This is a genomic window from Streptomyces sp. CMB-StM0423 (genome assembly GCF_002847285.1).
Classification (GTDB): Bacteria; Actinomycetota; Actinomycetes; order Streptomycetales; family Streptomycetaceae; genus Streptomyces.
Window position 1 is genome coordinate 2,601,175 of sequence record NZ_CP025407.1, and the last position, 14,921, is coordinate 2,616,095.

The window sequence follows — 14,921 nt, forward strand, 5'->3', positions numbered from 1 at the left end:
TCTGCACGGTCGCCTGTCGGCGCAGCAGTCCGTCAGCGCAGCCGGGCGGCGCGCAGTTGGAGATAACGCTGCTCGGGCACGCTCAACGTGCGCTCCGCCGCGCGCCCGTACGCCTCCTGCGCCGCCCCCGTCTCCCCCGCCAGCTCCAGCAGGTGGGCCCGTACGGCGTCGAGACGGTGGTGCTCCGCCAGCCGCGGGTCGTCCGCGAGCTTGGCCAGCAGGTCGAGCCCGGCGCGCGGGCCTTCGGCCATCGCCACGGCCACCGCCCGGTTCAAGCTGACGACGGGGCTCGGCGCGAGGCGCTCCAGCAGGTCGTACAGCCCGAGGATCTGCCGCCAGTCGGTGTCCTCGGCGCGCTCCGCCTCGTCGTGCACGGCGGCGATGGCGGCCTGCACCTGGTACGGGCCGAGTGCTGCGGTCGTCAGCGCGCGGCTGACCAGGGCCACGCCCTCCTCGATCTGCGCGCGGTCCCAGCTCCCGCGGTCCTGCTCGTCGAGCGGGACCAGGACGCCGCCCGGCCCGCTGCGGGCGTCGCGGCGGGCGTCGGTGAGCAGCATCAGCGACAGCAGCCCGGCCGCCTCGCCGCTGTCCGGCGCGAGCGCGTGCACGGCGCGGGCGAGGCGGATCGCCTCGGCGGCCAGGTCGGCGCGGCGCAGGGAGGCGCCGGAGGTGGCGGTGTAGCCCTCGTTGAAGATCAGGTACAGCACGTGCAGGACGGCGGTGAAGCGCCCCGGCAGCTCCGCGGGCTCCGGCCGGCGGAAGCGGGCGCCCGCGTCCTTCAGGTTCTTCTTCGCCCGGCTGATCCGCTGCGCCATCGTCGCCTCCGGCACCAGGAAGGCGCGGGCGATCTCCGCGGTGGTCAGACCGCCGACCGCGCGCAGGGTCAGCGCGATGCGGGACGGCTGGGTGAGCACGGGGTGGCAGCAGAGGAACAACAGGGTGAGGGTGTCGTCCTCCGAGGGGTGGCGCGCCTCCCCCGGCGGCGGCGCGCGGAAGTCGTCGCGGGGCGTCAGCGCGGCGGCGGACTCCTCGCGGCGGCGCCGGGCCTCCTCGCTGCGCAGCTCGTCCGTCAGCCGGCGGGAGGCGACGCGGATGAGCCAGCCGCGCGGGTTGTCCGGCACCCCCTGCGCCGGCCACTGGCCGGAGGCGGCCAGCAGGGCCTCCTGCACGGCGTCCTCGGCGGCGTCGAAGTGGCCGTAGCGCCGGACGAGGGCGCCGAGGACCTGCGGCGCGTGACGGCGCAGCAGGTCCTCGACAGGGGCGCTCACTTGCCCGGTGCCGCTTCCAGGATGGGGCGGATCACGACGTCGGAGGCCGGCGAGCCGTCGGGGACGGGGCACTGGTGGACGCGCTTGGCGATCTCGGTGACCCGCTCGTCGCTGGCGCAGTCCAGCACCCAGTAGCCCGCGAGGACCTCCTTGGTCTCGCCGAACGGGCCGTCGGAGACGACGGACGCGCCGCCGGGGCCGCCGGTGACGACGATGGCCTGCTTCGGCGCCGACAGCCCGTTGCCCTCCAGCACCTCGCCGGTCTCGGCGAGGTCGTTGTTGATCGACTCCATGTGCTGGAACATCGCCTGCAGATCCTTCTCGGTCCAGGCGGGGTGGCCGTCGGAGCCGGTGCCGTTCATGGCGTCGTAGTCGGCCTGCGAACCGTAGATCATCACCAGGTACTTCATGATTCTCACTTCCCGTGTTCCCGGCACCCGGTGCGGGCGCCTCTCACAGGAGACGTCGGGGCCGGCCGGCGGTTCTCGACATGCTCCGCCAAAGATTCTTGCGGGAATTTCGCCCGGCCGCCCGTTCTCTTCCACAGGAGGGTGGCGTAATCTCGATTACATGATTACATCGCAGGACACGGACGAGATACGAGGATGGCTCACCGGGCGGCTGCCCGACGGCCTCTACGCCTCGCCGGTCGAGGTGACCGTCGACCGCGAGGAGATCTGCGTCGTCGGCTCGATCCCGGAGCCCGCGGGGCTGGCGAAGGACGCGACGCCCGCCGAGCGCGACGCGGCCCTGGACGGGCGCATCGCCGAGTTCCGCGAGCGCACGCGCAAGGAGCGGATGGCGGTGGCGCGCGCCGCCGAGCGGCGCTACCGCAGGAAGGTCTCCTGGGGCGCCGAGTGCGGCGGGAGGCGGGAGATCTTCACGAACGTCTCCGCGCCCGTGATGACCCGGCTGCGGCAGCCGCAGCGGCAGGTGCTCGACACCCTCATCGCGGCGGGCGTGGCGCGCAGCCGGAGCGAGGCGCTGGGGTGGTGCGTACGGCTGGTGGAGAGCCACGCGGACGACTGGCTGCAAGAGCTGCGGGACTCGCTGGAGCACGTACGGCACGTACGGGCCCAGGGTCCCGACCAGCCGGCGGACCCGGCGCCCGCCGACGGCGCACCGGCCGGCGGGGACGCACAGGACGGGGAGGACGCGACATGAGCGGGGGTGTTCTCGTACTACGTCGAGTGGGGTACGCGGATGGCGCTCGTCTACTCCGCCGGAGAACCGCCGCCCACTGCGGGCCCGATGCCGAAGTGGGAGTGGGGGCAGACGCCGCCCTGGCAGCCGGGCGGCTGAGCGGGCGAGAGCGGGCGTGCGGCGGGGCGGTGCGGCGGCTGAGCGGCGGGGCCGGTTCCGGGCGCAACTGACCTTGGCGGTCTGGACATTGGCACACGCGGTCGGATAAACAGGGTGTCCGTTGCACATACGTACACGGAGCAGCGTGCCGAACCGCGAGAGGACCGCCATGCGACCTGGGCCCGTGTATGTCTCCCGGCGAACCGCGCTCAAGGCCGGCGCCGGCGCCGTGCTCGTCGCCGGCGGGGGCGGCGCGCTGCTGCTCGGCGGCAGCGCCGCGGCCGACGGCGGCGCCTCGCTGCGCCGGACGGCCGACGACCCGTCGTACGTGATCGGCACCGGGGACTGGGGCGCCCGGCCGCCCGGCGGCACCGTCTCCCTCTCGTCCGGCACCACAACGAAGATCGTCGTCCACCACACCGCCTTCCCGAACACCACGGACTACTCGTACGAGGCCGCGGTCTTCATGGCGCGCAAGATCCAGGATCTGCACATGGACGACAACGGCTGGATCGACAGCGGCCAGCACTTCACCATCAGCCGCGGCGGCTACGTCCTGGAGGGCCGCCACCAAAGCCTGGAGGCGCTGGCCGACGGCGGCCACCAGGTCGTCAGCGCGCACGCGGTCGGCGAGAACAGGCGCGCCATCGGCATCGAGAACGACGGCCACTACGTCAACGACACCCCGCCGGCCGCGCTGGTGTTCTCGCTGCAGCGGCTGTGCGTGACGATCGGCACGCAGTACGGCTTCGGCGCGGACCGCATCTTCGGCCACTGGGACTTCAACGACACCCAGTGCCCGGGCGCGCTGTTCTACCGCGAGTTCCCGGCGCTGCGCCGGCAGGTGGCGCAGGTGCTGGGCCAGGGCCCGGACGAGATCCCGGAGCGCACCTGGCCCGACACGTACACGTCCAGCAAGGGCGGCACGGTCGAGATGGCGCAGCGGCTGCTGCGCGCGTACGGGTACGAGCTGAAGGCGGACGGCGCGTACGGGCCGGAGACGCTGGAGGCGGTGCACACCTTCCAGCGCACGATGGGGCTGCCGGCCGCGGAGGACGGCACGCTGGACAACGCCACGTGGGAGGCCCTGACGGTGCCGGTGAGCACGGGCCACAGCGGGGAGGCGGTGCTCGCGGTGCAGCAGATGCTGGTGCGCAAGCTGCATCTGGCGAAGGCCACGGGCAAGTACAACGGGCCGACGACGAAGGCGGTGGCCGAGATGCAGGAGCTGCACGGGCTGCCCGCGACGGGCGCGATGGACGTGGCCACGTGGTGCGCCACGGCGGGCGGGATCGTCCGCGAGGAGTTCATGACCGCGTGAGGCGGGGCGGCGCCCCCGGTGCCGCGCACCGCCGCGGCGCCTGTCACCCCTCCCGTATCGCGTAGCCGGCGAGGGAGGGCTCCAGGAAGCCGAAGACCCGCTCGGCGGCGGCCTCAGGCGCGGTTGCCACGCTGTCGGCGTCCTCGCCCGCGAGGGTGCGACGGACGGTCTCGGCGAACAGCATCCGGTGCGCACCGCCGAACTGCGCGGCGGCGGCCTGCGGGGCGATGTCGCGGTCCGGGGCGTGGGTCTCCTCGGCCAGCCGTTCCGCGAGCGCGTCCTCCCGCAACTCATGGAACTCCCGCAGCCGCGCGGGCGCGCTGCGGGACCTCCTCGACTGAGCAGGCCGGGGCCTGCCGGGCGGCCCGGGGCGGCTAGCCGGGTGCCGCGAACCTGACCTCCGTCTTCTCCGCCTCCGGGGCGGCGAAGGCGAGCAGGTCCGCGGCCGCCGCCGCCAGCCGGTCCTTGTCGGCGCCGGACAGGGCCGTGAACGGCCGGAGTTCGACGGCGGCCGAGGTCCGCTTCAGCTCCGGCTGCCAGACGCCCGCGACGCGGCCGTCGAGCAGCATGGTGCCTCGGACGATGCCGTTCGCCGTGAACACCCGGCGCTCGTCGGCCTTGTCGATGATCCGCGTGCGGTCCGCGTGTGCGAGGAGCACGTTGTCGAACGGGCCGAGGAGCCGCGGCGGCACCGGGGCGGCGGGGTCGGGCAGTTCGGTGCCGGCGAGGTCGAACAGCTCCCGCCCCGTCGTGTCCCGGTACGTCACGAGCCGCGGGCGCAGCCGGTCGAAGACCACCTTGAGCCGGGTCAGCGACAGCCACTTCTGCGCGTCGGCGGCCGAGGCGGGCCCGTAGGCGGCGAGATAGCGCAGCACGGTCTCGTCCGCCGCGGTGTCGGTGGCGGAGGAGGCGCCGAGCCACTGGTCGGCGTGGGCGTACACGAGCCCGCCGCTCTCGCCCCAGACCCCGCGCGGCGGCACCTGCACCAGCGGCAGCAGCGAACGGGCCAGGTACGCCAGGTCGTTCGGCTCCGCGTCCGGCCAGCGGGCGGCGAGCCGCGCGCCCAGTTCGTCGTTGTGCAGCGGCCCGGCGGCCAGCGCCGTGCGAGCCGCGTCGGCCAGCTCGGGCGGGTCGAGCCCGGGGACCTTGCGGCCCGCGGTGGTGGCGAGCAGCGTCCTGTCGAGGTACGGCTGCACGACGGCCCGCAGCCGCAGCGCGTCGCGGGCGCTGACGAGGTGGATCGTGCCGCGCATCATGACCACCCGCACCGCCTGCCGGCCGGTCAGCAGCGCCGAAAGGTCGTCGGTGCCGAAGCCCGCGAGCCGGCTCCAGAGCTGGTAGTACGGGGCGTCGCCGGACTGCGCCTGGAGCGCCACGAGATGCTCGACGGCGTCCAGCGGCGGCGCCTCGTGCCGCTCGACGAGCCACTGCCGGTGCAGCAGGGCGCGGCCCAGCGCGCGGGCGTCGAGGACGGTGCCGGGCGAGGTCATGCGCGTTCCCTTTCGTCGTGCAGGCGTACGAGCATGCCACCGGTGATCCGCCGACGGCCCGGCCGCCCGCCGTACCGGCGGCGGCAACGGCAGGAGCAGCAAGAGGCGCGTACCGGCTGCCGGCCGCCCCGCTAGCCGTCCTCCGCTTGCGCCGCGGGCCGCGGCGTCGTCCGTACCGCGCCGATGCTCGCCGCGATCACCATGCCGATCGCCGCGCACTGCACCGCCGTGAGCCCCTGGTCCAGCACCAGGTACCCGGCGAGCGCCGCGACCGCCGGCGCCAGGCTCATCATCAGCGCGAACGTCGCGGCGGGCAGCCGGCGCAGGGCGAACTGGTCCAGCGCGTACGGCAGCCCCGACGACATCACCGCCACCACCAGGCCCAGCCCCAGCGTCGCCGGGTCCACCAGCCGGCTCCCCGCACTCGCCACCCCGACCGGCAGGCTGATCACCGCGCCCACCGACATCGCGATCGCCAGCCCGTCCGCCCGCGGGAAGCGCGCCCCGGCCCGTGCGCTCATCAGGATGTACGTCGCCCACATGCAGCCCGCGCCGAGAGCGAACGCGACGCCCACCGGGTCCAGGCCGCCGAAGCCGCCGCCGCTCAGCAGCATCACCCCGCCCAGCGCCAGCGCCGCCCACAGCAGGCTCGCCACCCGCCGGCCGGCGAGCACGGACAGCGTCAGCGGCCCGAGCACCTCCAGCGTGACCGCGGCGCCCAGCGGGATCCGGTCGATGGCCTGGTAGATGGCCAGGTTCATGCCGCCCAGCGCGACGCCGAAGCCGCACAGCACGGCCCAGTCGCCCCGCGAGTGGCCCCGCAGCCGGGGCCGGAAGATCAGCATCAGCAGGGCCGCGGCGAGCGTCAGCCGCAGCGTCACCACGCCCAGCGCGCCCGCCCGCGGGAACAGCAGTGCGGCGACCGCGGCGCCGAACTGCGTGGACAGCGCGCCGGTCACCACCAGCGCGACACCGCCCAGCCGCCCGCGGGCACCGCCGCCGAGCCGCCCGGCACGTACCCCCGCGGCGGCCGTGCCGGCGGGCACGGGGCCCGAGGCAGGGGCGGTGACAGAAGCGGAAGCGGCAGCAGGAGCGGAAGCGGCGGGACCGGGGCTCTGGGAGGTCACGCCCCCACGCTACGAGCACGCGCTCCCTACGTGAAATGCATAACCGGCTGCGATTATGCTGCCGAAGCATGACGGTGGAGCTGCGGCACCTGCGCGCCTTCCTCGCCATCGCCGAGGAGGGCAGCATCACCCGCGCCGCCGCCCGGCTCGGTGCCGGCCAGCCCACCGTCTCCCGCACCCTGCGCCGCCTGGAAGACCACATGGGCGTGCTCCTCGTCGACCGCTCCACCCACCACCTGGAGCTGACCCGCGAGGGCCGCGCGTTCCTCGACCGCGCCCGCGCCGCCGTCGCCGCGGCGGACGCCGCGCTGGACCCGGCGGGACTCGTCGTACGCCCCCTGCGCCTCGGCCACTCCTGGGCCGCCCTCGGCGACGAGACCACCGCCCTGCTGCGCCGCTGGGACGAGGAGCACCCCGGCGTGCCGCTGGAGCTGCTGCGCATCGACGACCGCTGCGCGGGCCTGGCCCGCGGCCGCGTCGACGTCGCCCTGCTGCGCGCGCCCGCCGCCGGCTGCCGGGCCCGTACCGAACTGCTGCGCACCGAGCCCCGCGTCGCCGCCGTGCCCGCGGACAGCCCGCTCGCCGCCCCCGGCCGCGGGCCCCTCGCCCTCGCCGACCTCGCCCACCTGCCGCTGGCCGTCAACACCGTCTCCGGCATCACCACCCCGGCACTCTGGCCGCAGGGGCACCGTCCGCGCCGCACCGTCGAGGTCGCCAACACCGACGACTGGCTCGCCGCCATCGCCGCGGGACGCGCCGTGGGCGTCACCACTACGGCCACCGCGCAGGCGCACCGCCATCACTCGGTTGCCTACGTCCCGCTGACCGGTGCGCCCGCCGTCCCGGTGGTGCTGGCCTGGCGGGACCCGCCCGGCCACCCGGCGGTTCCCGCGCTGCTGATGCTTGCGCACCGGGTCGCCGGGGAAGCCGCCCAGGAACCGACGGGCCCCGGCAGCCGTTGATCCATTAAGAAACGCGCGGGATACTTGGGCCCATAGCGGTAACAGCGGAAGAATTCACCCCAAACGTCAGGCAATACGTCAGGAGACACTCATGGCAGGCTTTCTCGACCGCGCGAAGGAGAAGGCGGAGACCGCGCTGAACCAGGGCAAGGAGAAGGTCGGGGAGGTGCAGGCGCAGCGCGAGGGCCAGGCCCTCCTGCGCCGGCTCGGTGCGGCCTACTTCAACGAGCAGCGGGGCAGCGGTTCGCCGCAGGAGGTGCAGGACGCCCTCCAGGCCGTCCACGCCCACATCGCCCAGCACGGCGACGGTTTCCTCACCCGCGGCTGAGCCGGGACGGGCCCCGCGGCGCTCCGGGCCGAGCGCCCGGCACCGGCCCCGACCGGCCACCGAACAGCGTCCCGTGTACGCACCGGAGCCCACCGGGCCCGCAGCCCCGCGGCCCGACGACCAGCCGCCCGCCGGCCCACCCTCCGGCGGGCGGCTCGCCGCGCTCCGGCCCCGGCTGCCCTCGCCGCTGGAGGAGATCGCCGACGACCGCCTCGCCGCCCGCGGCGTCCGGCTGCTGCTCAAGCGGGACGACCTGATCCACCCGGCGCTGCCGGGCAACAAGTGGCGCAAGCTGGTGCCGAACCTGGAGGCACGCGCGGCCGGCTCCCCCGGCGGGGACGACCGTCCGCTGCTGACGTTCGGCGGCGCGTACTCCAACCACCTGCGGGCCACCGCCGCCGCGGGCCGGCTGCTCGGCATCCGCACCATCGGCGTGGTCCGCGGCGCCGAGCTGGCGGACCGCCCGCTCAACGGCTCCCTCGCGCGGGCCGCGGCGGACGGCATGCGGCTGCGCTTCGTGCCGCGCGCGACGTACCGGCGGCGCACGGACCCCGCCTTCCACGCCGAACTGCGCGCCGACTTCGGCGACTTCCAGCTCATCCCGGAGGGCGGCAGCAACGCCGCGGCGGTACGCGGCTGCGCCGGACTCGGCCGCGAGCTCGCAGGCGAAGCGCAGACCGCCGTCGTCGCCTGCGGCACGGGCGGCACGCTCGCGGGCCTGGCCGCCGGACTGCCCGCGGGCACACGGGCGATCGGCATACCCGTCCTCAAGGGCGGCTTCCTCGGCGCCGATGTCGAGCGGCTGCAGACCGCGGCGTTCGGCGGCCGGCGCGGCGACTGGCGCCTCGCGGACGGCTTCCACTTCGGCGGCTTCGCCCGCACCACCCCCGAACTCGACGCCTTCGCCGCCGACTTCGCCGCCCGCCACGGCCTCGCCCCCGAACCGGTGTACGTCGCCAAGATGCTCTACGCCGTCGTCGCCCTCGCCGCCGACGGTGCGTTCCCGCGCGGCTCGGCGGTCGCGGCGGTCGTCACCGGCTGACGCGGGTGTCGCCCGGACGAGGGAAGCCGGTCGGCGGTTGTCGGCGGGCCCTGCCATAATGGCAACCCGGAGTGACCGCACGGGAATTGGGACGAGAAAAGCCCTAGCCACGGAGCGTAATCAGGGTTTACTATTAGTGACAGCCGCGGGATGGGGTGGCCTTCTCCGGACCAGGAGACAGCAGCTCATCGCACGCGGTAGCGTCGCAGGCGAACGATTTGCCACGCCGGTCCGTTACTCCCAGTGACGGGGGGCAGGCCGGCGTTCCCATGGCAGAGAGTCGCCACGCACCTTGGAGGTGAGGGTGTCCCAGTTCGAAGGCGAGCCCAGTCCGAAGGACTTCGTCGAAGTCCGGCTGCCGGCTGCGGGGGCGTACCTATCGGTGCTCCGCACCGCCACGGCAGGGCTCGCTGCCCGCCTGGACTTCACGCTCGACGAGATCGAGGATCTGCGCATCGCGGTCGACGAGGCCTGCGCGATCCTCCTCCAGCAAGCCGTTCCCGGCTCCGTACTCACCTGCGTCTTCCAGCTCGGGGACGACGCGCTGCTGGTGACGGTGTCGGCACCGACCACAGACGGCCGGGCGCCCGAGCGCGACACCTTCGCGTGGACCGTGCTGTCCGCGCTCGCCGGCAGGGTGGACGCGACCGTGGGGGACGACCGCACGGTCACGATCAGCCTGCTCAAGGAGCGCGGCGCGGCGCCGGGGCTGACGTGACGTACGTCAGGGGCGTTCCGATGCGAGACGAGGGCCGGCTGGCCGCGGCGGAGCGAGAGCGGGCGGACCACATGGACGGACTGCAGCAGCACGACAGGCGTGAACCGCAGGACCGCAGCGGCGCGCGGGCGATGTTCTACGAGCTGCGCAAGCTGCCCGCGGACTCCTCCGAGCACGCCGAGCTGCGGAACGCCCTCGTGCAGATGCACCTGCCGCTCGTGGAGCACCTCGCCCGGCGCTTCCGCAACCGCGGCGAGCCGCTGGACGACCTCACGCAGGTCGCCACCATCGGCCTGATCAAGTCCGTGGACCGCTTCGACCCCGACCGCGGCGTGGAGTTCTCGACGTATGCGACTCCCACGGTCGTCGGCGAGATCAAGCGTCACTTCCGCGACAAGGGCTGGGCGGTGCGGGTGCCGCGGCGGCTGCAGGAGCTGCGGCTGTCGCTGACCTCCGCCACCGCCGAGCTCTCCCAGTTGCACGGCCGGGCCCCGACGGTGCACGAGCTGGCGCAGAAGCTCAACATCTCCGAGGAAGAGGTCCTGGAGGGCCTGGAGTCGGCGAACGCGTACTCCACCCTCTCCCTCGACGTCCCCGACACCGACGACGAGTCGCCGGCCGTCGCCGACACCCTCGGCGCGGAGGACGACGCCCTGGAGGGCGTCGAGTACCGCGAGTCCCTCAAGCCACTGCTGGAGGAGCTGCCGCCGCGGGAGAAGAAGATCCTGCTGCTCCGCTTCTTCGGGAACATGACCCAGTCCCAGATCGCCCAGGAGGTCGGCATCTCGCAGATGCACGTCTCCCGGCTACTGGCACGCACGCTGGCGCAGTTGCGCGAGCGGCTGCTCGTCGAGGAGTGAGCGGCGGGGCGCGTGCGCCCCGCCGTGACCCGCGAGGCGCCGTGCGCCGTTCTCCGGCGCCCTGGGCATCCCCGGAGGATGCAAGGGCGGCGAAGGGGGTCTTCGTGCCGTACGGGCCGCACGGCGGGGCCGTACGGGGGCGTACGCCCCTCCCCCGGCCGTGCCGCGGTGCTACGCCGTCCGGCTCGGGCCCACGCCCAGCGCCTCCGCCGTGCTCGGGCTGAGCACGCATACGAGCGCCCCGACCGCGACCGCGCCCAGCGCGAGCCCCAGCGCGAGCATCGTGCCGCCCGTCGACACCATCGCGAAGGCCACCGGCAGCGCCAGGATCTGCGTAATCATGGAAGGCCCCCGGCTCCAGCGGCGCTGCCGCCACAGCCCGTGCGCGGCGGCCAGCGGCAGCACGGCGAGCGCCAGCACGGTGAGCCCGCCGAAGACGGCCTGGCGGGTGCTGTCCGGTTCGCCGACGATCCCGAGTACCAGCTCGTAGCCCCCGAGGGCCGCGATGACGATCCCCTCGACCGCGGTCAGCACGGCAGCGACGGTCACCCGCGGCGGCCGCGGCCCCTTCTCCTCGGCGGCCTTCCCGGCCCCGTCCTCCGCGGCCTTTCCGGCCTTCGCGTCCTCCGCGGCCTTGCCTGCCTGGTCCGCCTTGCTCGCCTTGCCCGCCTTGGCGGCCCCGGTCTCCTTCGCGGCCTCGCCGGCCCCGGTGTTCTTCGCGGCCGCGGGCTTCCGCCCGGTCCCGGCCCTCTTGTCCCGCTCGGGCCCGGCCGCCTGCTTCCGCCCGCCCCGGCCCTGCGTTCCGCTCATGCTCTCCAGCCTACTGGGGCCCCGGTGCCCGCTACGCCGGGGCTGGGCCCCTCTACTTTTCGGTAGGTAACCTGCATGCCATGCGTGCGCTCCTCGTGGTGAATCCCGCCGCCACCGACACCAGTGCCCGGACCCGCGACGTGCTGATCCACGCACTCGCCAGCGACCTGAAGCTGGAGACGGTCACCACCGAGTACCGGGGCCACGCCCGCGACGTCGCCCGGCACGCGGCGGACAGCGGCGAAGTCGACATCGTCGTCGCCCTCGGCGGCGACGGCACCGTCAACGAGGTCGTCAACGGCCTGCTGCACCGCGGCCCCGCGCCCGAGGAGCTGCCCCGGCTCGCCGTCGTGCCCGGCGGTTCCACGAACGTCTTCGCCCGCGCCCTCGGCCTGCCCAACGACGCCGTCGAGGCCACCGGCGCGCTGCTCGACGCCATGCACTCCGGCAGCGAGCGCACCGTCGGCCTCGGGCTCGCCTCCGGCACCCCGGACACCGACGACGAGGGCGCGCCGGCTCGCTGGTTCACGTTCTGCGCGGGCATGGGGTTCGACGCGGGCGTCGTCGGCCGCGTCGAGCAGAAGCGCGAGCGCGGCAAGAAGTCCACCCACCCGCTCTACGTACGGCAGTTGCTGCGCCAGTGGCTCGGCGAGGGCGACCGCAGGCGCGGCGCGATCACGCTGCGGCGCCCGGCCGAGGACCCCGTCGAGGGCCTGGTGCTGTCGCTCGTCTGCAACACCTCGCCGTGGAGCTACCTGGGCAACCGCCCCCTCTACGCGACCCCCGGCGCGTCCTTCGACACCGCCCTCGACGTGCTCGGACTCGCCCGGCTCTCCACCCCGTCGCTGCTGCGCTACGGCACCCAGTTGCTCACCTCGTCGCCGGAGCGCGGGCCGCACGGCAAGCACGCGGTGTCCCTGCACGATCTCACCGACTTCACCTTGGAATCACAGGCCCCACTGCCCTTCCAGATGGACGGTGACCACCTAGGGCTGCGTACGAGCGTGACCTTCACAGGCGTACGGCGCGCACTGCGTGTGATTGTGTGAGTGGAAGGCCCGAAAGTCCTTCCAGTCGAACGTTTAGGCTGCGCCTCACCCCCTGGAAGTGGGGTCCTTTGTCAACTGAGACCAAGGAATCCAAAGAAACTTCCCGGAAGGGGTTGTATCCGAAGCTGAGGTTTGCGAACCTCTTCATGGCGGTCGGAGCGCCTCCCTTCAGGGGACCTGCCTCCGACGCACTCGCCCCCTCCACATGCTGAAGGTCACACCAGAAACCTGGTACGACCCCTTCACTTGTCGGAGGATTCGTGAAAGCGTTCACATTCACAAGCAACTGACAGCAACGCGAAGAGATGGAGCAGTCATGGACTGGCGTCACAACGCCGTTTGCCGCGAGGAAGACCCCGAGCTCTTCTTCCCGATCGGCAACACCGGTCCTGCTCTGCTGCAGATCGAGGAAGCCAAGGCCGTCTGCCGTCGCTGCCCCGTGATGGAGCAGTGCCTGCAGTGGGCGCTGGAGTCCGGTCAGGACTCCGGTGTCTGGGGTGGCCTCAGCGAGGACGAGCGCCGCGCGATGAAGCGCCGCGCCGCGCGCAACCGGGCGCGCAGGGCCAGCGCCTGACCCGACACCCCCCGGATGCGCGAAGGCGCCGTGGGTCCCACGGCGCCGCTCTCCCCGAGCCGCAGCGCAGCAGCCGCAAAGCCGCACCACGAGTCACCGCAGAGCCCCGGAGCCAGATGGCCCGGGGCTTTTTGCTGCTCCGATGCCGCCGCGTGACCGATGCGTGCCGCCGCCGTGTCGCCGTAAAGGGCTACGCCCCCGTCAACCCGTGCCGTCCACTTCCGTACCCGCAACGCCCCGGCGCGTCAGCGCTTTTCGGGTTGCACGGGAATGTCGAACACCACCCGCGTGCCCCCCTCCGGCGCCCGCGCCATCGAAAACGTGCCCGCCAACTCCCCCTCGACCAGCGTGCGTACGATCTGCAGCCCGAGGCTCCCGGACGTCGCCGGGTCGAACCCCTCCGGCAGCCCCCGCCCGTCGTCCTGCACGGTGACCAGCAGCCGGCTGTCCTGCCGCCCGCTGGAGCGCAGCGCGGTGACCTCCACGCGCCCCGACTCCCCCGGCCCGAAGCCGTGTTCCAGGGCGTTCTGCAGCACCTCGGTCAGCACCATGGACAGCGGCGTGGCGACCTCCGCCTTGAGCACGCCGAAGCGGCCGGTGCGGCGGCCCGTCACCCGGCCCGGGTTGATCTCCGCCACCATCGCCACCACCCGGTCGGCGATCTCGTCGAACTCCACGGTCTCGTCGAGGTTCTGCGACAGCGTCTCGTGCACGATGGCGATCGAGCCGACCCGCCGCACCGCCTCGTCCAGCGCCGCCCGCGCCCGCCCGTCGGGGTCCTCGGCGGCCAGCCGGCGCGACTGCAGCCGCAGCAGGGCGGCGACGGTCTGCAGGTTGTTCTTCACCCGGTGGTGGATCTCGCGGATCGTGGCGTCCTTGGTCATCAACTCGCGTTCGCGCCGCCGGATCTCGGTGACGTCGCGCAGCAGCACCAGCGACCCGATGCGCGTCCCGCGCGGCTTCAGCGGGATCGTACGCAACTGGATGACGCCGCCGTTGCCCTCCACCTCCGCCTCCCGCGGCGCCCACCCGCTGGCGAGCTTGACCAGCGCCTCGTCCACCGGCTCCTTGCTGACGGCCAGTTCCGAGGTGGCCTGGCCGAGGTGCCGGCCGACGAGGTCGGCGGCCTGGCCGAGGCGGTGGTAGGCGGAGAGCGCGTTGGGCGAGGCGTACTGCACGATGCCCTCCGCGTCGAGCCGGATGAGGCCGTCGCCGACCCGCGGCGAGGTCTCCGTGTCGCCCTGCTGCCCGGGGTAGGGGAACGCGCCCGCGGCGATCATCTGCGCGAGGTCGGAGGCGCTCTGCAGATACGTCAGCTCCAGCCGGCTGGGGGTGCGCACGGTCAGCAGGTTGGTGTTGCGGGCGATGACGCCCAGGACGCGGCTCTCCCGGCGCACGGGGATGGATTCGATCCGTACGGGCACCTCCTCGCGCCACTCCGGGTCGCCCTCGCGCACGATCCGGCCCTCGTCGAGGGCCGCGTCGAGCATGGGGCGCCGGCCGCGCGGGACGGTGTGGCCGACCATGTCGTCCTGGTACGAGGTGGGGCCGGTGTTCGGGCGCATCTGGGCCACGGAGACGTAGCGGGCGCCGTCGACGGTCGGGACCCAGAGCACGAGGTCGGCGAAGGACAGGTCGGCGAGCAACTGCCACTCCGATACGAGGAGGTGCAGCCACTCCAGGTCGGTCTCGCTCAGCGCCGTGTGCCGGCGGACGAGTTCGTTCATGGACGGCACACCTGGAGCCTACCGGCGGCGCCCCGAAGCACCCGAAGCCCGCCTCGGCGACAGCGGGCCGGAGGCGGGACGGCCGTACGTGCGCCGGCCGCCACGGCCGGGCCGCGCGCCGCGGCGAAGCCGCCGGCGCCCGCGGTGCGGGCCACGGGCCATCACGCACTTCGGGCCGCGGTGCCTGGACCGGGACCCTCAACCCGTCCGGCACCGCGGCCCGGAGCCAAGCACCGGTGCGCGCGCCGCGAAGTGTGCGGCCCCGCGGCGTCGCAACCGGTGAGGAGGCCGGGACGCAGTCAGGGCAGAGAACGTCTCGGGCCTCGTTCCGCCCCGTCGTGCG

At 73.9% G+C, this 14,921-nt stretch carries 17 protein-coding genes; 10 read left to right on the forward strand and 7 right to left on the reverse strand.

Annotated features, from left to right (window positions below):
- Window positions 1-32: 32 nt before the first annotated feature.
- Complete coding sequence (locus tag CXR04_RS10955; protein ID WP_101421657.1) at window positions 33-1,268, reverse strand: RNA polymerase sigma factor; 1,236 nt, start codon at window positions 1,266-1,268, stop codon at window positions 33-35.
- Window positions 1,265-1,678 (reverse strand): YciI family protein, encoded by a 414-nt coding sequence (locus CXR04_RS10960; protein ID WP_101421658.1) that lies wholly within the window; start codon window positions 1,676-1,678, stop codon window positions 1,265-1,267. The genes CXR04_RS10955 and CXR04_RS10960 overlap by 4 nt, the downstream gene beginning before the upstream one ends.
- Before the next feature lie 160 nt (window positions 1,679-1,838).
- Between CXR04_RS10960 and CXR04_RS10965 the strand changes: the two genes are divergently transcribed.
- From CXR04_RS10965 to CXR04_RS10975, 3 genes are all read left to right on the forward strand, one after another.
- Complete coding sequence (locus CXR04_RS10965; RefSeq protein ID WP_234380167.1) at window positions 1,839-2,432, forward strand: hypothetical protein; 594 nt, start codon at window positions 1,839-1,841, stop codon at window positions 2,430-2,432.
- A 6-nt stretch (window positions 2,433-2,438) separates the two neighbouring features.
- Window positions 2,439-2,570, forward strand: a complete 132-nt coding sequence (locus CXR04_RS36405; RefSeq protein ID WP_267898186.1) for a hypothetical protein — start codon at window positions 2,439-2,441, stop codon at window positions 2,568-2,570.
- A 169-nt stretch (window positions 2,571-2,739) separates the two neighbouring features.
- Window positions 2,740-3,891: a peptidoglycan recognition protein family protein gene (locus CXR04_RS10975; RefSeq protein ID WP_234380168.1), complete on the forward strand. Its 1,152-nt coding sequence runs from the start codon at window positions 2,740-2,742 to the stop codon at window positions 3,889-3,891.
- 43 nt (window positions 3,892-3,934) lie between these two features.
- Here CXR04_RS10975 and CXR04_RS10980 read toward each other — a convergent pair whose 3' ends face one another.
- The 3 genes from CXR04_RS10980 to CXR04_RS10990 all read right to left on the reverse strand — a co-directional run bounded on the left by CXR04_RS10980 (window position 3,935) and on the right by CXR04_RS10990 (window position 6,427).
- Window positions 3,935-4,180 (reverse strand): hypothetical protein, encoded by a 246-nt coding sequence (locus CXR04_RS10980; protein ID WP_101421660.1) that lies wholly within the window; start codon window positions 4,178-4,180, stop codon window positions 3,935-3,937.
- Window positions 4,181-4,265: 85 nt separating this feature from the next.
- Entirely contained in the window at window positions 4,266-5,381 is a 1,116-nt protein-coding gene (locus CXR04_RS10985) for a winged helix DNA-binding domain-containing protein (protein WP_101421661.1), read from the reverse strand.
- Window positions 5,382-5,512: 131 nt separating this feature from the next.
- The gene (locus CXR04_RS10990; RefSeq protein ID WP_234380169.1) at window positions 5,513-6,427 is read right to left on the reverse strand and encodes an EamA family transporter; all 915 of its coding nucleotides are present in this window, start codon (window positions 6,425-6,427) and stop codon (window positions 5,513-5,515) included.
- A 149-nt stretch (window positions 6,428-6,576) separates the two neighbouring features.
- Here CXR04_RS10990 and CXR04_RS10995 point away from each other — a divergent pair, with 149 nt between their 5' ends.
- The 5 genes from CXR04_RS10995 to CXR04_RS11015 all read left to right on the forward strand — a co-directional run bounded on the left by CXR04_RS10995 (window position 6,577) and on the right by CXR04_RS11015 (window position 10,418).
- Window positions 6,577-7,470, forward strand: a complete 894-nt coding sequence (locus CXR04_RS10995) for a LysR family transcriptional regulator (protein ID WP_101421663.1) — start codon at window positions 6,577-6,579, stop codon at window positions 7,468-7,470.
- Between the two features lie 91 nt (window positions 7,471-7,561).
- The gene (locus tag CXR04_RS11000; RefSeq protein ID WP_037740986.1) at window positions 7,562-7,798 is read left to right on the forward strand and encodes a hypothetical protein; all 237 of its coding nucleotides are present in this window, start codon (window positions 7,562-7,564) and stop codon (window positions 7,796-7,798) included.
- A 73-nt stretch (window positions 7,799-7,871) separates the two neighbouring features.
- Window positions 7,872-8,840 carry a 1-aminocyclopropane-1-carboxylate deaminase/D-cysteine desulfhydrase gene (locus tag CXR04_RS11005; RefSeq protein ID WP_101421664.1) on the forward strand — a complete coding sequence of 323 codons (969 nt, stop codon included), beginning with the start codon at window positions 7,872-7,874 and terminating at the stop codon, window positions 8,838-8,840.
- Between the two features lie 304 nt (window positions 8,841-9,144).
- Window positions 9,145-9,558, forward strand: coding sequence for an anti-sigma regulatory factor (locus CXR04_RS11010; protein WP_027753975.1), 414 nt, complete (start codon window positions 9,145-9,147; stop codon window positions 9,556-9,558).
- Window positions 9,559-9,578: 20 nt separating this feature from the next.
- The gene (locus CXR04_RS11015) at window positions 9,579-10,418 is read left to right on the forward strand and encodes a SigB/SigF/SigG family RNA polymerase sigma factor (RefSeq protein ID WP_234380170.1); all 840 of its coding nucleotides are present in this window, start codon (window positions 9,579-9,581) and stop codon (window positions 10,416-10,418) included.
- A gap of 171 nt (window positions 10,419-10,589) precedes the next feature.
- Here CXR04_RS11015 and CXR04_RS11020 read toward each other — a convergent pair whose 3' ends face one another.
- Complete coding sequence (locus CXR04_RS11020; RefSeq protein ID WP_101421665.1) at window positions 10,590-11,228, reverse strand: hypothetical protein; 639 nt, start codon at window positions 11,226-11,228, stop codon at window positions 10,590-10,592.
- Between the two features lie 80 nt (window positions 11,229-11,308).
- Here CXR04_RS11020 and CXR04_RS11025 point away from each other — a divergent pair, with 80 nt between their 5' ends.
- Window positions 11,309-12,277, forward strand: a complete 969-nt coding sequence (locus tag CXR04_RS11025; RefSeq protein WP_101421666.1) for a diacylglycerol/lipid kinase family protein — start codon at window positions 11,309-11,311, stop codon at window positions 12,275-12,277.
- 316 nt (window positions 12,278-12,593) lie between these two features.
- Window positions 12,594-12,851, forward strand: coding sequence for a WhiB family transcriptional regulator (locus CXR04_RS11030; protein WP_101421667.1), 258 nt, complete (start codon window positions 12,594-12,596; stop codon window positions 12,849-12,851).
- 245 nt (window positions 12,852-13,096) lie between these two features.
- Here CXR04_RS11030 and CXR04_RS11035 read toward each other — a convergent pair whose 3' ends face one another.
- Window positions 13,097-14,578 (reverse strand): PAS domain-containing sensor histidine kinase, encoded by a 1,482-nt coding sequence (locus tag CXR04_RS11035; RefSeq protein WP_101421668.1) that lies wholly within the window; start codon window positions 14,576-14,578, stop codon window positions 13,097-13,099.
- Window positions 14,579-14,921 lie beyond the last annotated feature (343 nt).